The following is a 16,904-nucleotide window of genomic DNA, read 5'->3' as shown; positions in this document are numbered from 1 at the left end:
GAAGGGTTCGACGAGTTGAGAATCGCAGTCCTCGGAGGCGGTCACGGTTGTTGGGCCGCGGTGGCGGAGCTCGCCGAGCACGGCCACGAAGTGCGGTGGTGGCGGCGCGATGCGCAGGCGCACCAAGCCGTTCGCTCGGCGGGCGCCCTCACCATCCGCGACCACCGCGGCACCCGGCAGGTCCCGGTGGGCGACACCCTGCAGCCGGTCACCGACCTCGCCGAAGCGGTGCGGGAGGCCGAGTTGGTCGTCATCCCGCTGCCCTCCACCACCCACCAGGACCTGGCCGCCCGGCTGGCCCCGCTGCTCACCGACGGCCAGGTTGTGTTCCTGCCGCCGGGCACGCTCGGCTCCGTGCTGTTCGCCAAGGCGATGGCCGACGCGGGCAACGCGGCCGAGGTCGCGTTCGCCGAGACGGGCACGCTGCCCTACCTGGCCCGCAAGCACGGCAGCACCGAGGTGGTGGTCAGCGGGTACGCGACCCGCCTGCCGACCGGAGTGTTCCCAAGCCGGTTGGCGGACAACGCCTTCCGCGTGCTGCGCGAGGCCTACCCGAGCGTCGAGACCGCCGAGGACGGGCTCAGCGGAGCCCTGATGAACGCCGGGCCGATCATCCACCCGCCGCTGATCCTGATGAACGCCGGACCGCTGGAGCACTTCGAGGCCTGGGACATCCACAACGAGGGCACCCAGCCGTCGATCCGGAGGGTCACCGACGCGCTGGACGCCGAGCGCATCGCGCTGCGCGAGGCGCTCGGGTACCGCGCCCCGCACTTCCCGCTGGCCGACCACTACGCCACCGACGGCGAGGAATGGATGTACGGCCGCGCCGCGCACGAGAAGCTGACCGACAGCGGGGACTGGCGCGAGAAGATCGACTTGCTCGACCACCGATACATGCTGGAGGACACCCGGCTGGGCCTGTCGCTGCTGGTGTCGGTCGGCCGCTGGGCGGGGGTGCCGACGCCGGTCGCGCTCGGCCTGCTCAGCCTCGCCTCCGCGGTGACCGGCCGCGACCTCTACGCCGAGGGGCGCACGCTGGAGGCCCTGGGGCTGGCGGAGCTGTCCCGGTACGAGCTGGCGCAACTGCTGCGGGAGGGTTTCAAGTCGTGACCGACGAGATAGCCGTGGTCGGCGCTGGCCGGATGGGCGAGGGGATCGCGCTGGCCTGCTTGGCAGCAGGCATTCCGGTGGTGCTGGCCGATGTCAAGGAACGAACCGCTGAGCAGCGCGACGCCTACTGCGAAGGCGTCCGCGAGCGCTTGGCGGAGCAGCTGCGCGCCAAGCTCGGGGACGACGCGGCGGTGGCGGACCTGGCGGTGTGTGGCCGGGAGCCGGGCCGCCTGGCCAACGCGGACGTGGTGTTCGAAGCGGTCCCGGAGGTCATCGAGGTCAAGCGGGAGGTGCTGGCCTGGGTGTGCACCCAGGTCAGCGAGTCCGCGGTGATCGCCTCGACCACCTCGACGTTCCTGGTCACCGAGGTCGCCGCGCTGGTCGACCGGCCGGGCCGGGTGGTCAACGCGCACTGGCTCAACCCCGCCGACCTGATGCCGCTGGTCGAGGTCAGCCGCAGCGCGGACACCGACCCGGACGCGGTGGCCGCGCTGACCGGGCTGCTCGAGCGCATCGGCAAGGTCCCGGTGGTCTGCGGCGCCTCGGCGGGCTACATCGTGCCGCGGTTGCAGGCGCTGGTGATGAACGAGGCCGCCCGCATGGTCGAGGAGGGCGTGGCCAGCGCGGCGGACATCGACCTGGCGGTGCGCGCCGGGCTCGGCCCGCGGTTCTCCGTGCTCGGCCCGCTGGAGTTCATCGACTGGGGTGGCGGCGACATCCTCTACTACGCCTCGCGCTACCTGGCGGAGCAGCTCGGCGAGCGCTTCCAGCACCCGGACGTGGTCGAGGAGAACATGACGGCCCACCGCCGGGGCCTGCAGGACGGCGCCGGCTTCTACCGCTACGAACCCGACGGCGTACCGGAGTACCGGGCAGCGCGGCTGCGCGAGTTCGAAGAGCTCTTCCGGTTGCGAGGGCCGGAGCTGCGCGACGGCACCCAGGTCCCGACCCGACCGGAGGACTGAACCCCGCGGCCGGGTCGGGACGTCGAGCTCACGGCCGGGGCTCGGCGCCTGCCCGGTCGACCCCGGTCCAGGCCAGCGCTATCGCACCGTCGAGCAGGGCGCGTTCGGCCTGCGGGCCGACGCAGTGCGCCGCGAACTCGCGCTGGTGGTTGGTGGCCGGGAGCGAGCCGATCCCGATGTAGGGGTGGATGGCCGGGATGACCTGGGACACGTTGCCCATGTCGGTGGACGCGCGGTTCATCCGGCCAGCCAGGCCGTCCGGGGCGAACTCGCGGCCCAGCTCCAGGGCGTTGGCCCGGTAGTGCTCCAGGGTGGCGGTGTCGGTGCGGAACTCGGCGTAGGGCTTGCTCTCCGCCTCGACCTCCAGCGTGCAGCCGGTGGCCAGGGCGCCCGCCTCGAAGCACCGCATCACCTTCGGCTCGATCTCGGCCAGCTCGGCGAGGCTCTCCGCGCGCACGTACCACCGCCCCGAGGAGTCCTCGGGGATCGCGTTGGGCGCCGAGCCCGCGGCGGTGACGACCCCGTGCACCCGCGAGCTCGGCGGGAGCTGCTGGCGGAGCAGGCCGATGGCGACCTGGGCGACGGTGAACGCGTCCGCCGCGTTCACGCCGTCCTCGGGGTAGGCCGCCGCGTGCGCGGACCGGCCGCGGTAGGAGATCCGGGAGTGGCTGACCGCGAACGGCCGGGCCTCCGCGACGTCGACCGGTGCCGGGTGGACCATCATCGCCAGGTCGACGTCCTGGAACGCACCGCGGTCCAGCATCTCGATCTTGCCGCCGCCGCCCTCCTCGGCCGGGGTGCCGTACACCTCGACGGTCAGGCCGAGCTCGTCGGCCACCTCGGCCAGGCCGAGCGCGGCACCCACCGACGACGAGGCGATCAGGTTGTGCCCGCAGGCGTGCCCGAGCCCCGGCAGCGCGTCGTACTCGGCGCACAGCGCGATCCGCAGCGGCCCCGAGCCGTACCGGGCCAAAAACGCCGTTTCCAGCCCCAGGTAGGCCGAGGTCACGGCAAACCCGCGACGGTCGAGCAACTCCGGGACCGTCGCGGCAGCGTGGTGCTCCTCCCAGGCCGTTTCCGGCCGGGCGTGCAGCGCCGTGGACAACGCGACCAGGTCATCGGCCGCCCGGTCCACCGCCGCGCGCACCGCTGACTTCTCGCGGGTCAGCATCCTTCCTCCTACTGGTCGCCGGGAACGCCGTACGAGGGCGCGGTCGAGGGCTGCAGCCCGCGCCGGACGTAGTCGTCGCGCTGCGGTAGCCAGACCTGCAGCGCTCCGGCCAGGTCGTCGATCGGCGACTCGGACCAGTCGACCCGCAGGTCGGTCACCGGCCACTCCACGTCGGCGACCACGACCAGCCCGGCCGAGTGCACCGGTCCCGCCTCGCCGCCGCCGTCGAGCCCGGCCCGCAGCGCGGCGAGCAACCGCTCCTCGAGCTCGCCCGTCGCCGCCTCGAAGGCGTTGACCATGATCCTCGGTACCTCGCTGGTGGCCAGCAGGTTCCCAGCGGCCACGGAGTGGGCGCCGACGGCGGCGCCGTGCGTGCCGAGCGTGAACTTGCCGCTGAACCACGCCGCCGGACCGGTCGGCCCGACCGCGGTCAGCTGGCGGTAGTCCAGGTCGGTGGCGGTCTCGCCGACCTCCGAGATGGCCCGGTCGGCGTCGCCGTGGACCGCCAGGCGGTCCAGGATGCGCCCACCCAGCCGCGGGTCGGTCACGTTCTGCGAAGCGGCCACGCCGATGCCCGGCCGCAGGTGCGCGCAGCGGGCCGCCACCGCCGGGCTGGAGGAGCTGACGGCCATTCCGAATCGCCCGTCCTGCCGGGCTGCGATGGAGAAGGTCACTTCTCGTCCTCCGGGATCACGGCGATGGCGTCGATCTCGCACAGCCACTCCGGCCGGGCCAGCGCGGAGACCACGAGCCCGGTCGAGATCGGGTGCACGCCCCGGGTCCAGCGGCCGACCGTCCGGTAGACGGCCTCGCGGTAGCGCGGGTCGATCAGGTAGATGGTCAGCTTGACCAGGTGCTCCATCCGGCTGCCCGCCTCGCGCAGCAGCATGTCGATGTTGGCCATCGCCTGCTCGGCCTGGGCCTCGGCGTCGCCGATCCCGACCGATTCGCTGGTGTCGAGGTCCTGGCCGATCTGGCCGCGGACGTAGACCGTGTTCCCGGCGACGACGGCCTGGCACAGGTCGTTGTCGAGGTTCTGCTCCGGGTAGGTGTCCCGGGTGTTGAACGGGCGGATGCGGGTGTGGGTGGGCATCAGGCGGCTCCCGTCTTCGTGTCGAGTGCGGCGTTGGCGGATTCGTGGTGGGCGAGGTAGCTGCGTTGGATCGAGATGTGCTCGGCCACGTACGCGGCGTCGTGCCAGACTCCCCAGATGAAGCTCGATCCGCGGCGCGACTGCCAGGGCAGGCCGAGGAAGTACACCCCGGGTTCGGTGGACACGCCACGCGCGTGCTGCGGGCGGCCGCGCTCGTCGAAGGCGTCGACCTCCAGCCAGCTGTAGTCGGTGGCGAAGCCCGTCGCCCAGACGATCGAGGTGACCCCGGCGCTGGCCAGGTCGAGCTCGACCAGCGGGTCGACCACGCACTGCGGGTCCGGCTGGAAGGTCCGGGCCTCCGGTTCCTCGGGGAGGTCGAGCCCGTTGCGCTCGACGTAGGCGTCGGCCTCGTCCAGCATCGCCAGGTAGTTGGCGTCACCGCGCGCGATGTTGTCGCGCAGGTCGCCGGCGAAGCGCATCCGGCCGTCCTCGTACTCGCGGGTCATGCCGACCAGGGTGATGCCCTCGGCCGCCAGCGCCCGGAAGTCGACGGTGTGGCCGCCGTGCGCACCGCTCACCGCGATCGTGACGTGCTCGGCCCCGCGCGGCGGCGCGGCCGCCTCCCACTTGTTGAGCACCCCGAGCCACCAGCAGAAGTCCCGGCCCCGGTAGCGCCGCGGCGGCCGGTCGTGCGGGCCGACCGACAGGTAGACCTCGCGGCCCGAGCGGCGCAGCTCGTCGGCGATCTGGACACCCGAGGACCCCGCCCCGACGACCAGGACGGCGCCCTCCGGCAGCTGCTGCGGGTTGCGGTAGGAGCTGGAGTGGATCTGGACCAGCTCCGCGCTGTCCGGGACGACCGGCGGGATGACCGGCTTCTGGAACGGCCCGGTCGCCGCCACGACGTGGCGTGCCTGGATCGTCCCCTCCGAGGTCACCACGTGGAAGCCGGGGCGCCCCTCGTTCTTCCGCACCCGCTGCACCTCGACCCCGCAGCGGACCGGCGCGCCGATCTTCTCCGCGTAGGCGGCGAAGTAGTCCGCGACCTGCTCCTTCGACGCGAAGCCGTCGGGGTCGACATCGGCGAACAGCATCCCGGGGAAGCGGTCGTGCCAGGCCGGTCCGTTGGCCACCAGGGAATCCCAGCGGCCGGTGCGCCAGCGCTCGGCGATGCGGTCGCGCTCCAGCACCAGGTGCCGGATCCCGCGCGCGCCCAGGTGCTCGCTCATCGCCACCCCGGCCTGCCCGGCGCCGACCACGAGGACCTCGGTCTCCTCGTCCGCCATCGAAACCTCCGTTCCTCGGTTCAAGACTTCCTCCCAACGGTTTCCGGCGACCGATCAGCCGGATCGGTGCCCAGGTCCTGGGCCTGGAGCAGGCTGCTCCCGGCCGTCTCGCGCATGGTCAGGGCGGCGACCAGACCGATCACGGCGGCCACCATCAGGTAAGGGCCGGGGACCAGCAGGCTGCCGGTCGCGGTGATGAGCACCGTCATGACGAACGGCACGGTCCCGGCGAAGAGCGCGGCGGTGATGTTGTAGGCGATCGACAGCCCGCCCTGCCTGGTGCGGGTCGGGAAGATCTCGGCGGACCACACCGCGTGGGTGCCGAGGATCGCCGAGAGGATCACCGCCAGCACCAGGGCTGCGACGACGGTGCCGACCATCCCGGTCTGCATCAGCAGGTAGGCGGGTGTCGCGACCACCAGCAGGGCGGTGGCGGCACCGACCACGACGGGCTTGCGGCCGACCCGGTCCGACAGGTGGCCGAACGCGGGTACCAGCACCAGCCCGAGCAGCGAGGCGAACGTCGAGAGCAGCGCGGCGCTCTCGGCGGAGTGCCCGAGGTGCTCGGTCTGGTAGTTCACCAGGTAGGTGAGCACCGCGTAGAACAGCACGTGCATCATCGTCATCAGACCGGCGGCCTGCAGCAGCTGCCGCACGTTCGAGCGGAAGAGCTCGGCGACCGGGCTGCGCGGCACCGATCCGGCGGCCTCCAGCGCGCGGTACTCCGGGGTGTCCTCGATCTTCGTCCGGATCACGTAGCCGATGACGCCCATCGGTGCTGCGATCAGGAACGGGATCCGCCAGCCCCACGCGGTGATCTGCTCGGAGGTGAGCAGTACCGACAGCAGGAAGAAGGCGAAGGAACCGACGAGGAAGCCGAGCAGCGAGCCGACCTCCAGCCAGCTCACGCCGAAGCCGCGCCGCGCCCGGGGCGCGTACTCGGCCAGGAAGCTGGCGGCGCTGCCGAACTCGCCACCGGCGGCGAAGCCCTGCACCAGGCGCACCGCGACCAGCAGGACCGGCGCCGCCATCCCGATCGTGCCGTAGCCGGGCAGCAGGCCGATCACCAGCGTCGCCAGCGACATGACGATGATGACGATGGACAGCGTGCGCCGTCGGCCGATGCGGTCGCCGAGCGGCCCGAACACCAGCGCGCCGAGCGGGCGGATGCCGAACGACACCGCGAACACGGCGAACACCGAGAGCACCCCCGCGACCTCGTTGTCGGCGGGGAAGAACACGGTCGCGATGGTGGTGGCCAGGTAGGCGTAGACGGCCCAGTCGAACCAGTGGACGAAGACGCCGATCGCCCCGGCGGCCACGCTCCGGCGCAGCGAGGCGGGATCGGCTTGGGTGACCGCGTCGAGCGCGGCGTCCGCAGCAGGACGTGCGGTGTGATCGGACACGGGGACCTCCAGCGGGTCATCGCGAGAAGACGACAGGCCCGCGCTCCGGCGCCCTGTCTGGAACCACCCCGGAACACCGGCGGCTGTTCGATGGGGCGACGCTAAGCGGCCCAGCACACATCTGGCAAACAGAGATAATTGGTCCACTGCATCAGGTAGACCGATGCAAAGAGCCTAAGGCGGTACCCGGAGATCACGACCGGCAGCTGCACCGAGCGGAGTGGGTGGAGGCGCTTGCGGGCGGTTCCGCCTGGTGGACCGCCGGATGCCACCACTGCCGCGCTGAGCCACCGGGCGTCATGGGGACAGCCTTGAGCGGTGTCCTGCGGTGAACTTCGGCCGCACCCGCGTCGTGCCGGAACCCCCAGCGACCGGCGGCGGGTCAGGCTGATGCTGCCGTGCCCCGGTCTGCGGGCGCGGGCGAGCGCAGTGCCTCGGTGGTCGACTGGTGGAGCTCGACGTAAGCGGCGATCTGGTCGAACAGCGGGATGACCCCGCGCAACCCGCGGTGCGCCGCTCGCACCTCCTGGCGGTCCGCGCCCTGGGTCTGCTCGGCCAGGGCGGTCACCAGCGCCCGGAACTCGTGCAGGATCGAGGTGTTCACCGTGGCGTAGCAGCCCAAGTCGTCGCTGACCTGCTCGGGCGGCTGGTGCTGGACCTGGTGGACCGCGGACTGGAGCTCATCGCGGGCCCGGTACAGCGACTCGAGCGGGTGCTGTGCGGATGTGCTCATGAGGTCCCCCGTCCCGCCTTGAACCCGTCCACCCTCCGGCCTGCGGTCCGCACCGGCTAGGGCACCCCGACCTCATCCGTGTGGGTGACGAGACGATCGCACTCGGCGTACTTCGACATGCCACCGAGGCCCGTGGGACCACAGTTTCAATTGAAACTGTGGTCCCACGGCGTGTCGCATGCCGACATGCCGCGGGCGTGTCCGGGTTCTGCGCGATCTCAGGGATTCTGGGACCCGTTCTCCCCTGAATGCGCGTGGAGCACGTGTCAGGAGCGTTGGAGAGCGTCCGACAGCTGCGCCGCGGCCGCTTCCCCTGCACCCAGCGCCGATCGCGGGCGCCGGAGAAACCCTTCGCTGACTGAGTCGGTGATGGGTGCCTTCACTCGGGCGAGGAAGGGCGACACGTCGTCGGATGAGCGCTGAACCGGCGCAGTTTCCATTGAAACTGCGGGCCTTCGGCGTGTCGGGTGTCCGACACGCCGGTGGCGCGTTGAGGTGAGTTCGCTGAGTCAGCGCTTGGAATCGCGCACCTGCGGGCGCCACCGCCCGCCGCCCCGGGCCAGGCCTGGGTCGGGTGGTCAGGCGTGGTGGGTCAGGCGGGCGGCCGCGGCGAACTCCAGGACCGCTGCTCGGACCTCGGCGAGGACTTCGGGTGCGCCGTTGGCCAGGTAGAAGTGGCCGCCGGGGAACCAGCGGGAGCGGAACGGCCCGGTCGTGGCGTCCTGCCAGGCCGTGAGCTCCGCGCGGTCCACTTCGGAATCCCCTTCCCCGGCCAGTGCCACCACCGGGCAGTGCAGCTTCCGACCCGCCGGGGCGCGGAAGGATTCGCTGAGCGCGAAGTCCGCCCGCAGCGTCGGCAGCAGCAGTTCCACCAGTTCCGGTTCGTCCAGCACTTCCTGGGGCGTTCCCTCCAGCCGCCGCAGCTCCGCGACGAACTGCTCGTCGGACAGCTGCGACATGAGGCGGCGGCGGGTCGGCAGCTGCGGTGCCCGCCGGGCCGAGGCGATCAAGCCCAGCGGCGCCGACCGGCGGGCGACCTCCCAGGCCAGCCCGGCACCCATGCTGTGCCCGAAGAAGGCGTACGGCCGGTCGAAGGACGGGGACAGCTCCCGGGTGACCTGCTCGGCCAAAGTGTCCATGCGCTCGTGCGCGGGCTCGGCGATGCGCGCCTCCCGGCCGGGCAGCGGCACGGGCACGACCTCGATCTCCGGGCTCAGCGCGCCCACCCACGGTCGGTACGCCGCCGTCCCGCCGCCCGCGTGCGGGAAGCAGAACAGTCGGATGGCTGGCGCCACGTCGTCCTCCTCATCTCGGTGTGCTGGCAGGTGCGGCCGGCACCCGCCGGTCAGGTGTAGCGCCGGTACTTCCACACCGACAGCGGGGCGAAGACCAGCAAGATACCGCCGATCCACAGGAAGGCGCCGAGCGCCGACGGCGCCACCGGGCCACCCAACAACAGGTTGCGGCAGGCATCGGTGACCAGTGTCGTCGGGTTCACCTGGGCGAACGCGCGCAGCCAGCCGGGCATCGTCTCCAGCGGCACGAACATGGAACTGCCGAACTGCAGCGGGATCGTCCAGATGAAGCCGACCGACTGCACCGTCTCCGGGCTCTTCAGCGCCAGCCCGATGAACGCCGAGATCCAGCACAGCGCGAACCCGTAGGCCAGCAGCACGCCGATCGCGGCGAGCGCGGACAGCACGTCGGTCTGCACCCGGAAGCCGATGATCAGCGCGAAGACGAACATCACGAGCTGGCCGAGCAGCATCCGGCACATGTCCGCGGAGATCCGCGCGGACAGCACCGCGGACCGCGCGATGGGCAGGGCGCGCAGCCGGTCCATCACTCCGCGGCTGGCATCCACGTTCAGCGTCACCCCGGTGAGCCGGGAGGCGAACGAGACCGTCTGCACCATGATCCCGGGCAGCAGGTACTGCTTGTAGTCCCCCTGGTCGTCAGCGATCGCGCCGCCGAAGACGTACACGAAGATCAACGTGAAGATCATCGGCATCAGGGTGGCGTCCAGGATCGCGCCCCGGTCGTGGACCACCTGCAGCAGGTTCCGCCGGGCGATGGCGCCGGTGTGCCGGAGCGCGGCGCGCGGACCGACGCGACCGGAGACCGCCCGCATCCGCGACGGCTTCTCCGGCGGGGGCGGCGGTTCCGGTGCGGCGCGGCGCGGTTCGGGTCGCCGACGGGGCGGCTGGGCGTTCGCCGGTGGCGGGCCGGTCCGGGGCGGGGGCGGCGGGCCGGGACGGGACGGGGCCGGACGACCGGGCGGCATCGCCGGGCGGCGGGGCGGCGGGCCGCCGACGGGCGCGCCCATCAGAACACCCTCCGCAGCACGACCGTCGCGTCCGGGTCGGCTTCGCGCGGCTTGTCGGTCAGTGTCAGGAACACCTCGTCGAGGCTCGGCAGGTGGGTGTCCAGCCCGGCGATCGGCAACCGGGACGCGGCCAGCACCTGCACCATCCCGGTCAGCTCGGCCTCGTTGACGATCGGCACCGACACCAGCCGGTTCTCCTGGTCCACCCGGAAGTTCCGGACGCGCATCCCGGACAGCCTGCGGACCAGCTCGTCCAGGTGCTCCCGCCGGGCGGTGCGGATGCGCAGCACCTGCCCGCCCACCCGGGCGCGCAACTCAGCGCTGGTGCCGGAGGCGATCACCCGCCCCCTGTCCATCACCATGATCGAATCCGCCAACGCCTCGGCTTCCTCCATGTACTGCGTGGTGAGCAGGACGGTGGTGCCCTCCTCCACCAGGTCGCGGACGGCGTCCCACAGGTTGTTGCGGCTGCGCGGGTCCAGCCCGGTGGTCGGCTCGTCCAGGTACAGCAGGGCCGGGTCGCCGACCATGCTCGCGGCCAGGTCCAGCCGCCGCCGCATCCCGCCGGAGTACTTGCCCGCGGGCCGCGAGGCCGCGTCGACCAGGTCGAACTGCTCCAGCAGCTCGTCGACCCGCTCGCGGGCGCGGCGCCGCGGGAAGTCCAGCAGCCGGGCGATCAGGTACAGGTTCTCCCGGCCTGAGATGCCCTCGTCCACCGAGGCGTACTGCCCGGTCAGGCCGATCAGCCGGCGCACCTGGGTGGCCTGCTTGACCAGGTCGTAGCCACCGATGCGGGCCCGGCCGCCGTCCGGCCGGATCAGCGTGGACAGCATCCGCACGGTGGTGGTCTTGCCCGCGCCGTTGGGCCCCAGCAGCCCGAGCACGGTGCCTTCCGGGATGGTCAGGTCGACGCCGTCGACCACTCGGCGGTCGCCGTACTCCTTGACCAGCCCCTCGACCTCGACCGCCGCCGTCATGCCGCCGGTTCCCCGGGTCGGCGCGCGGCGGGCCGGGGCCGCGGAAGCCCTTGCTGATCCACGTCCAACACGACCACCCCCGGGGACACTGCGGTTTCCGCCGCCGGAGCGTAGGGGGCGGGCTTATCGGCTCAATATCGGAAAAGGAATCGATATCGACCCAAAACGCGGCCTATCTAGGTTCGCTGGCGCGTCGCCGCGAAGTGCCGTCCGGCGAGCGCTGCCGAACCGGAGGTGGATCATGTCGATGGCAGTCCGCGTGGAGGTCCCGCCGCAGACCGCGGTGATCGAACCACCCGTCGCGCGGGAGGTCGAGCGGGTCGCGCTCGACCTGCTCCCCGTCGCCGACGGCCAGGTCGACGACGCCGCCTGGGTCGCCGCCGCGCGCGAGGCCTGGGAGCACCTGCCCGCTTCGGTGCGCACCACCATCCGGCGGTTCCGACGCGACACGGGCACCACCGGTGCCCTCGTGGTCAGCGGGTTGCCGCTGGGGCCCGACGGGGTGCCGGACACCCCGACCCGGGACGGCTCGGTGCAGCGCACCGCGACCGTGCCCGCCGCGGTGCTGGTGATGTTCGCCGCCGGGCTCGGCGACCCGGCCTCCTTCCGCCCGGAGAAGTCCGGGGCCCTGGTGCAGGACGTGGTCCCGGTGCCGGGCAAGGAGGAGTTCCAGGGCAACGCGGGCTCGGCGCTGTTGTCGTTCCACACCGAGAACGCCTTCCACCCGCACCGCCCGGACTTCGTGATGCTGTCCTGCCTACGCGCCGACCACGAAGGCGTCGCCGGATTGCGCACCGCCTGCATCCGGCAGGTGCTGGACCTGCTCACCGCCTCGGCGCGGGAAGCGCTGTTCAGCGCGGAGTTCGTCACCGCACCGCCGCCGTCCTTCGGCAGCGCCAGCGGCGACGCGGCGCCGCACGCCGCGCTGACCGGGGCACCCGAGGACCCCGACCTGCAGATCGACTTCTCGGCGACCGAACCGCTGACCGAGCGGGCCCGCGCGGCCATGGACGAGTTGCAGAAGCTGTTCGCCGACAACGCGCACACCCACCACCTCGCCCCGGGCTCGATGGCCATCGTGGACAACCGGGTCACGGTGCACGGCCGGACCGCGTTCCAACCGCGCTACGACGGGCGCGACCGGTGGCTGCAGCGCAGCTTCTCGCTGACCGACCTCCGCGCGTCGCGGCGGCTCCGCGGCGGCGACGGCTACGTCCTCGACTGACCGGCCGGGAAACAGTTCCGATAAAGCGGCGAAAGGCCACGCGGCTAGCGTCGGCTGGCCAGTCCTGAGTGGAGGGAGATCCTCGGTTGAACGGGTCGTCCGCGCAGCAGCGCGCATTCTGGTCCAGAACGCTGGAGAGCGGTGCCTGCACGCCCATCCCCCACTGGCGCCACCTCGACGCCGAGCCGCGGTCCGGTGTCGAGGTGCACGAGTGCGAGCTGCCCGGGACGGCGCTCCGGTCGACCGCCGAGGCCCTGGGCGTGCCGACCGGGACCGTGGTGCTGGCGGCGCACCTGAAGGTGCTGGCCGCCGTCACCGGTGAGGAGCACGTGGTCACCGGCTACTCCGCCGGGTCCCCCGTGCCGTGCTCGCTGGCCCTGCCCACCGGTTCGTGGCGCGACCTGGTGCACCGCGCGCGGCGCACGGAGAACGACATCCGCGCCCACCTCCCGGCCGAACTGGGCCAGGACCCCGCCGAGCTGTTCGACACCGTCCTCGACCTCACCGGGACCACCGGCGAGGTCGGGGACTTCGCGCTGCGGGTGGATTTCGACGCCGGTTCGAACCGGCTGGCGCTGCGGTACCGCGCCGACCGCCTCAGCGCGGACCAGGTGCAGCGGATGGGCGGCTACTACCTGGCCGCGATGGAGCTGATGACCGCCGACCTCGACGCCGCGCACGCCGAGGGCACGCTGCTGTCCGCCGAGGAACGCCGCTTCCAGCTCGAGGAGCTGGCCGGGCCGGAGCGCGAGCTGCCCGACAAGCGTGTGCACGAGCTCTTCGAGGAACGGGTCCGCCGCCACCCCGACGCGGTCGCCGCGGTGCACCAGGACCGCTCGTGGACCTACCGGCAGCTCAACGAGCGCGCCAACCAGATCGCGCACGCGCTGCTCGCGCGGGAGCTGCGGCGCGAAGACGTCGTGGCGGTGGTGACCGACCGCAACCTGGACTGGATGGCGTCCGTGCTGGGCGTGTTCAAGGCCGGTGGCTGCTACCTGCCGGTGGAGCCGGACTTCCCGGCCGAGCGCATCGCCCGGACCCTGCGCCGCAGCGAATGCCGTTACGTGCTGGCCGAAACCGGTCGCACCGCCAACCTCGACCTCGCCGGGACGACCGCCGAGGTGCTGCCGCTGAGCGGCGTCGACGGCGACACGACCGACCCGCAGGTCCCGGTCGCGGCCGACCAGCTCGCGTACGTGTACTTCACCTCCGGTTCCACGGGTGAGCCCAAGGGCGCGATGTGCGAGCACGCCGGGATGCTCAACCACCTCTTCGCCAAGGTCCACGACCTCGGGATCACCGAGGGCGCCGTGGTCAGCGAGACCGCCCCGCAGTGCTTCGACATCTCGTTGTGGCAGCTGGTCAGCGCGCTGTTGGTCGGTGGGCGGACGGTGCTGGTCGAGCAGGACGTGGTCCTGGACGTGCAGCGGTTCGTGGACAAGATCACCGAGCACCGCGTGCAGATCGCGCAGCTGGTGCCGTCGTACCTGGAAGCCGTGCTGTCCTACCTGGAGGACTCGCCGCGCCCGCTGCCGGACCTGCGGTGCGTCTCGGTGACCGGGGAGGCGTTGAAGAAGGAGCTGACCCAGCGCTGGTTCGCCGCCTACCCGGGGCTGAAGCTGGCCAACGTCTACGGCCTCACCGAGACCTCCGACGACACCAACCACGAGGTGATGACCGAGGTCCCGGTCCGCGACCGGGTGCCGCTGGGCCCGCCGGTGCACAACGCGCGGGTCTACGTCGTGGACCCGGACCTGCAGCCCGTTCCGCTCGGCGCACCGGGTGAGATCGTGTTCTCCGGGGTGTGCGTCGGCCGCGGCTACATCAACGACCCGGAGCGCACCGCCGCCGCCTTCGGCACCGACCCGCACCGGCCCGGCCAGCGGCTGTACCGCTCCGGCGACTTCGGCCGGTGGCTGCCGGAGGGCAAGGTCGAGTTCCTGGGCCGCCGCGACGCGCAGGTCAAGATCCGCGGGTTCCGCATCGAGATCGGCGAGGTCGAGAACCAGCTGCTGCGCGCGCCGGGGGTGCGCGACGGTGCGGTGGTGGTCACCGAGGACGCCAGCGGCAAGCACCTGGTCGCCTTCCACACCGGTGCCGACCAGCTCACCGCGGACGAGTTCAGGCAGTTCCTGCGGCGCAGCCTGCCGCACTACATGGTTCCCGAGCACTTCCACCACTGCGAGTCGCTGCCGCTGACCGGCAACGGCAAGACCGACAAGAAGGCGCTGACCGCGCTCGCCGCCGAACGCGCCACCACGGCGACCGACCACGTGCCGCCGCGGACGCCGACCGAGCAGCACCTCGCGGAGAAGTGGGCGGAGGTGCTCGGCCTGCCGGTCGACGAGATCGGGCGCGACAGCGACTTCTTCGAGCGCGGCGGCACCTCGCTGTCGGCGGTCAAGCTGATCCTCAAGCTCGGTCGCACCATCTCGCTCCGGGACGTGACCGGCTCGCCGGTGCTCGCCGACCTGGCCGCGATCATCGACGGGCGCACCGAGGAGCGCTCCGGCGTCCTGCAGCGGCTGGCGACCGCGGACGGCTCGCGGCACGGCCTGGTTCTCTTCCCCTACGCCGGGGGTGGGCCGGTCAACTTCCACGCGTTCGCGCAGGCGTTGCAGTCCAACGGGATCAGCGTGCACGCGGTGCAGCTGCCCGGCCACGACGTCGGCGCGGACGCGGGTGCGTTCGCCGGGCTGGAGCAGACCGTCAAGGAGGTCGTCGCCGAGATCGGCGAGCTCGGCCTGGAGGCGGTCACGCTGTGGGGCCACTCCGCGGGGGCCGCGTTCGCGGTGCACGCGGCGCGGCAGCTGGAGGAGCAGGGCATCCACCTGCACCAGGTGCTCGTCGGGGCTCGCGACCTCGACCCGGTCGAGGTGTTGCAGGCCGACATCACCGAGGTCAGCGGGCTGTCCACCGACGAGCTCAAGCAGCGGCTCGGCGCCCAACCCGCGTTCCGCGAGCTCGACCGGTTGCGCCCGGAGCACGCCGCCAACGTCGCCGAGGCCTACCGGCACGACGTGCGCGTCGCCGCGCAGTACCTGGCCGACCTGCAGACCACTCCCCCGGCGCGGCGGCTCGCCGCGCCGCTGACCGTCGTCTCCGCGCGGGACGACGCCTCCACGGCCGACCACCGGCGCTGGGAGGTGGTCGCCGAGCACGTCGACCGGCACGAGATCTCCGGCGGTGGCCACTACTTCCTGGCCACGCACGCCGCCGAGGCGGCGGCCGCCGTCCACCCCGCCCGCTGACCGCACCGACCCCGAAAGGCACCGAGCGATGTCCGCTTCCGAACTCGACGTCCAGCTCACCGAGGGCAAGCCCGCCATCCTGCACGTCGACGGCGCTGCCGAGGCCGCGACCTGGGTGGCCGAGCACCGCGACCAGCTGCGGTCGCTCGTCGACCAGCACGGCGCGCTGCTGGTGCGCGGGCTGCCGCTGGCCGACGCCGCCGGGTTCGGCCGGGTGGCCCGCGACCTGGCGGCCCCCCTGCTGCCGGAGCGCGAGGCCTTCGCCCGCCGCTGGACCTACGAGGACGGCATCTACTCGTCCTCCAAGTGGCCGCCGAACCAGCCGATGTGCATGCACCACGAGCTCAGCTACACGCTGGAGTTCCCGGGCCTGATGGTGTTCTCCTGCCTCGGCGCGCCGACCTCGGGCGGGGTGACCGGCGTGGCGGACGCGGCGGCGGTGCTGGAGGCGCTGCCCGCGGACCTGGTCGAGCGCTTCGAGCGGGAGGGCTGGCAGCTGGTCCGCAACTACAACGAGATGGTCGGCGTGCCGTGGCAGGAGGCCTTCGGCACCGAGGACCGCGCCGAGGTGGAGCGCTACTGCCGGGACAACTCCATCGAGTTCGAGTGGGACGGGGTGGACGGCCTGCGCACCAAGCAGCGCCGCTCGGCGATCATCAGCCACCCGGGGTCCGGTGCGCGGGTCTGGTTCAACCAGGTCGCGTTCCTCAACGAGTGGACGATCGACCCCGAGGTGCGCGACTACCTACTGATGGAGTTCGGCCCGGACGGGCTGCCGTTCAACAGCCGCTACGGCAGCGGCGCGCCCATCGGCGAGGACGTGGTCGCACTGCTCAACAAGGTCTACGAGGAGCACACGCGGCGGGAGCCGTGGCAGGCCGGGGACCTGATGCTGGTCGACAACATCGCGCAGGCGCACAGCCGCGAGCCCTACGAGGGCGCGCGCGAGGTGCTGGTGGCCATGGGCGACCCGGTCCGCCTGGCGGACTGCTCGCCGACGGTGTCGTCGTTCTGAACCCAACTAGACCCGAGCGGAGCAACATGTCCAAGTCAGCCCACGTCCCGGCGTTCACCGTCATCTCCGGGGCCCAGGTGCAGGACGCCCTCAGCGGGCGGCACGAACAGGTCGTGGACATCGTCGAGCAGGCCTACCGGTTGCACGGCGCGAGCAGGACGGTCAACCCGCCGTCGTACTTCCTACGCTTCCCCGACCGGCCCAACTCCCGGATCATCGCGCTGCCCGCCGCGCTCGGCGGCGACGCGGCGGTGGACGGGATCAAGTGGATCTCCAGCTTCCCGGACAACGTCGCGGCGGGCATCCCGCGCGCCTCGGCGGTGCTGGTGCTCAACGACCACGA

The 16,904-nt window shown here is 72.2% G+C and carries 14 protein-coding genes and 1 pseudogene; 6 read left to right on the top strand and 9 right to left on the bottom strand.

Annotation, left to right across the window (positions count from 1 at the left end; all coding sequences use genetic code 11):
* Window positions 1-15 precede the first annotated feature (15 nt).
* Window positions 16-1,113, top strand: a complete 1,098-nt coding sequence (locus tag ABT324_RS22615) for an NAD/NADP-dependent octopine/nopaline dehydrogenase family protein (RefSeq protein WP_351180933.1) — start codon at window positions 16-18, stop codon at window positions 1,111-1,113.
* The gene (locus ABT324_RS22610) at window positions 1,110-2,078 is read left to right on the top strand and encodes a 3-hydroxyacyl-CoA dehydrogenase NAD-binding domain-containing protein (protein WP_351180930.1); all 969 of its coding nucleotides are present in this window, start codon (window positions 1,110-1,112) and stop codon (window positions 2,076-2,078) included. The genes ABT324_RS22615 and ABT324_RS22610 overlap by 4 nt, the downstream gene beginning before the upstream one ends.
* Before the next feature lie 28 nt (window positions 2,079-2,106).
* On the opposite strand, the gene ABT324_RS22605 is transcribed toward ABT324_RS22610, so the two are convergent.
* From ABT324_RS22605 to ABT324_RS22565, 9 genes are all read right to left on the bottom strand, one after another.
* Complete coding sequence (locus tag ABT324_RS22605) at window positions 2,107-3,249, bottom strand: M20 family metallopeptidase (RefSeq protein WP_351180927.1); 1,143 nt, start codon at window positions 3,247-3,249, stop codon at window positions 2,107-2,109.
* A gap of 8 nt (window positions 3,250-3,257) precedes the next feature.
* Window positions 3,258-3,923, bottom strand: a complete 666-nt coding sequence (locus tag ABT324_RS22600; protein WP_351180924.1) for a DUF1028 domain-containing protein — start codon at window positions 3,921-3,923, stop codon at window positions 3,258-3,260.
* Window positions 3,920-4,342, bottom strand: a complete 423-nt coding sequence (locus tag ABT324_RS22595) for a RidA family protein (protein ID WP_351180921.1) — start codon at window positions 4,340-4,342, stop codon at window positions 3,920-3,922. Before ABT324_RS22595 ends, ABT324_RS22600 begins: the two co-directional genes overlap by 4 nt.
* Window positions 4,342-5,628 (bottom strand): flavin-containing monooxygenase, encoded by a 1,287-nt coding sequence (locus ABT324_RS22590; protein ID WP_351180918.1) that lies wholly within the window; start codon window positions 5,626-5,628, stop codon window positions 4,342-4,344. The genes ABT324_RS22595 and ABT324_RS22590 overlap by 1 nt, the downstream gene beginning before the upstream one ends.
* Window positions 5,629-5,648: 20 nt before the next feature.
* Window positions 5,649-7,034: an MFS transporter gene (locus tag ABT324_RS22585; RefSeq protein WP_351180915.1), complete on the bottom strand. Its 1,386-nt coding sequence runs from the start codon at window positions 7,032-7,034 to the stop codon at window positions 5,649-5,651.
* Between the two features lie 382 nt (window positions 7,035-7,416).
* Window positions 7,417-7,767 (bottom strand): hypothetical protein, encoded by a 351-nt coding sequence (locus ABT324_RS22580; protein WP_351180912.1) that lies wholly within the window; start codon window positions 7,765-7,767, stop codon window positions 7,417-7,419.
* Window positions 7,768-8,345: 578 nt separating this feature from the next.
* Complete coding sequence (locus tag ABT324_RS22575; RefSeq protein ID WP_351180909.1) at window positions 8,346-9,062, bottom strand: thioesterase II family protein; 717 nt, start codon at window positions 9,060-9,062, stop codon at window positions 8,346-8,348.
* A 50-nt stretch (window positions 9,063-9,112) separates the two neighbouring features.
* Window positions 9,113-10,093 (bottom strand): ABC transporter permease, encoded by a 981-nt coding sequence (locus ABT324_RS22570; protein WP_351180906.1) that lies wholly within the window; start codon window positions 10,091-10,093, stop codon window positions 9,113-9,115.
* Window positions 10,093-11,070 carry an ATP-binding cassette domain-containing protein gene (locus ABT324_RS22565; protein WP_351180903.1) on the bottom strand — a complete coding sequence of 326 codons (978 nt, stop codon included), beginning with the start codon at window positions 11,068-11,070 and terminating at the stop codon, window positions 10,093-10,095. Before ABT324_RS22565 ends, ABT324_RS22570 begins: the two co-directional genes overlap by 1 nt.
* A gap of 241 nt (window positions 11,071-11,311) precedes the next feature.
* Here ABT324_RS22565 and ABT324_RS22560 point away from each other — a divergent pair, with 241 nt between their 5' ends.
* From ABT324_RS22560 to ABT324_RS22545, 4 genes and pseudogenes are all read left to right on the top strand, one after another.
* Window positions 11,312-12,295 (top strand): clavaminate synthase family protein, encoded by a 984-nt coding sequence (locus tag ABT324_RS22560; RefSeq protein ID WP_351180900.1) that lies wholly within the window; start codon window positions 11,312-11,314, stop codon window positions 12,293-12,295.
* An 86-nt stretch (window positions 12,296-12,381) separates the two neighbouring features.
* On the top strand, window positions 12,382-15,546 hold the full coding sequence (locus ABT324_RS22555; RefSeq protein WP_351180897.1) for a non-ribosomal peptide synthetase: 3,165 nt from the start codon (window positions 12,382-12,384) through the stop codon (window positions 15,544-15,546).
* Window positions 15,547-15,574: 28 nt separating this feature from the next.
* Window positions 15,575-16,561, top strand: a complete 987-nt coding sequence (locus ABT324_RS22550; RefSeq protein WP_351180894.1) for a TauD/TfdA family dioxygenase — start codon at window positions 15,575-15,577, stop codon at window positions 16,559-16,561.
* Between the two features lie 26 nt (window positions 16,562-16,587).
* Window positions 16,588-16,904, top strand: a pseudogene (locus ABT324_RS22545) (2,3-diaminopropionate biosynthesis protein SbnB); the annotation flags it as partial.

The organism is Saccharopolyspora sp. NPDC000359 (assembly GCF_040300525.1).
Taxonomy (GTDB): domain Bacteria; phylum Actinomycetota; class Actinomycetes; order Mycobacteriales; family Pseudonocardiaceae; genus Saccharopolyspora.
This window is presented reverse-complemented; position numbering and strand designations above follow the sequence as displayed.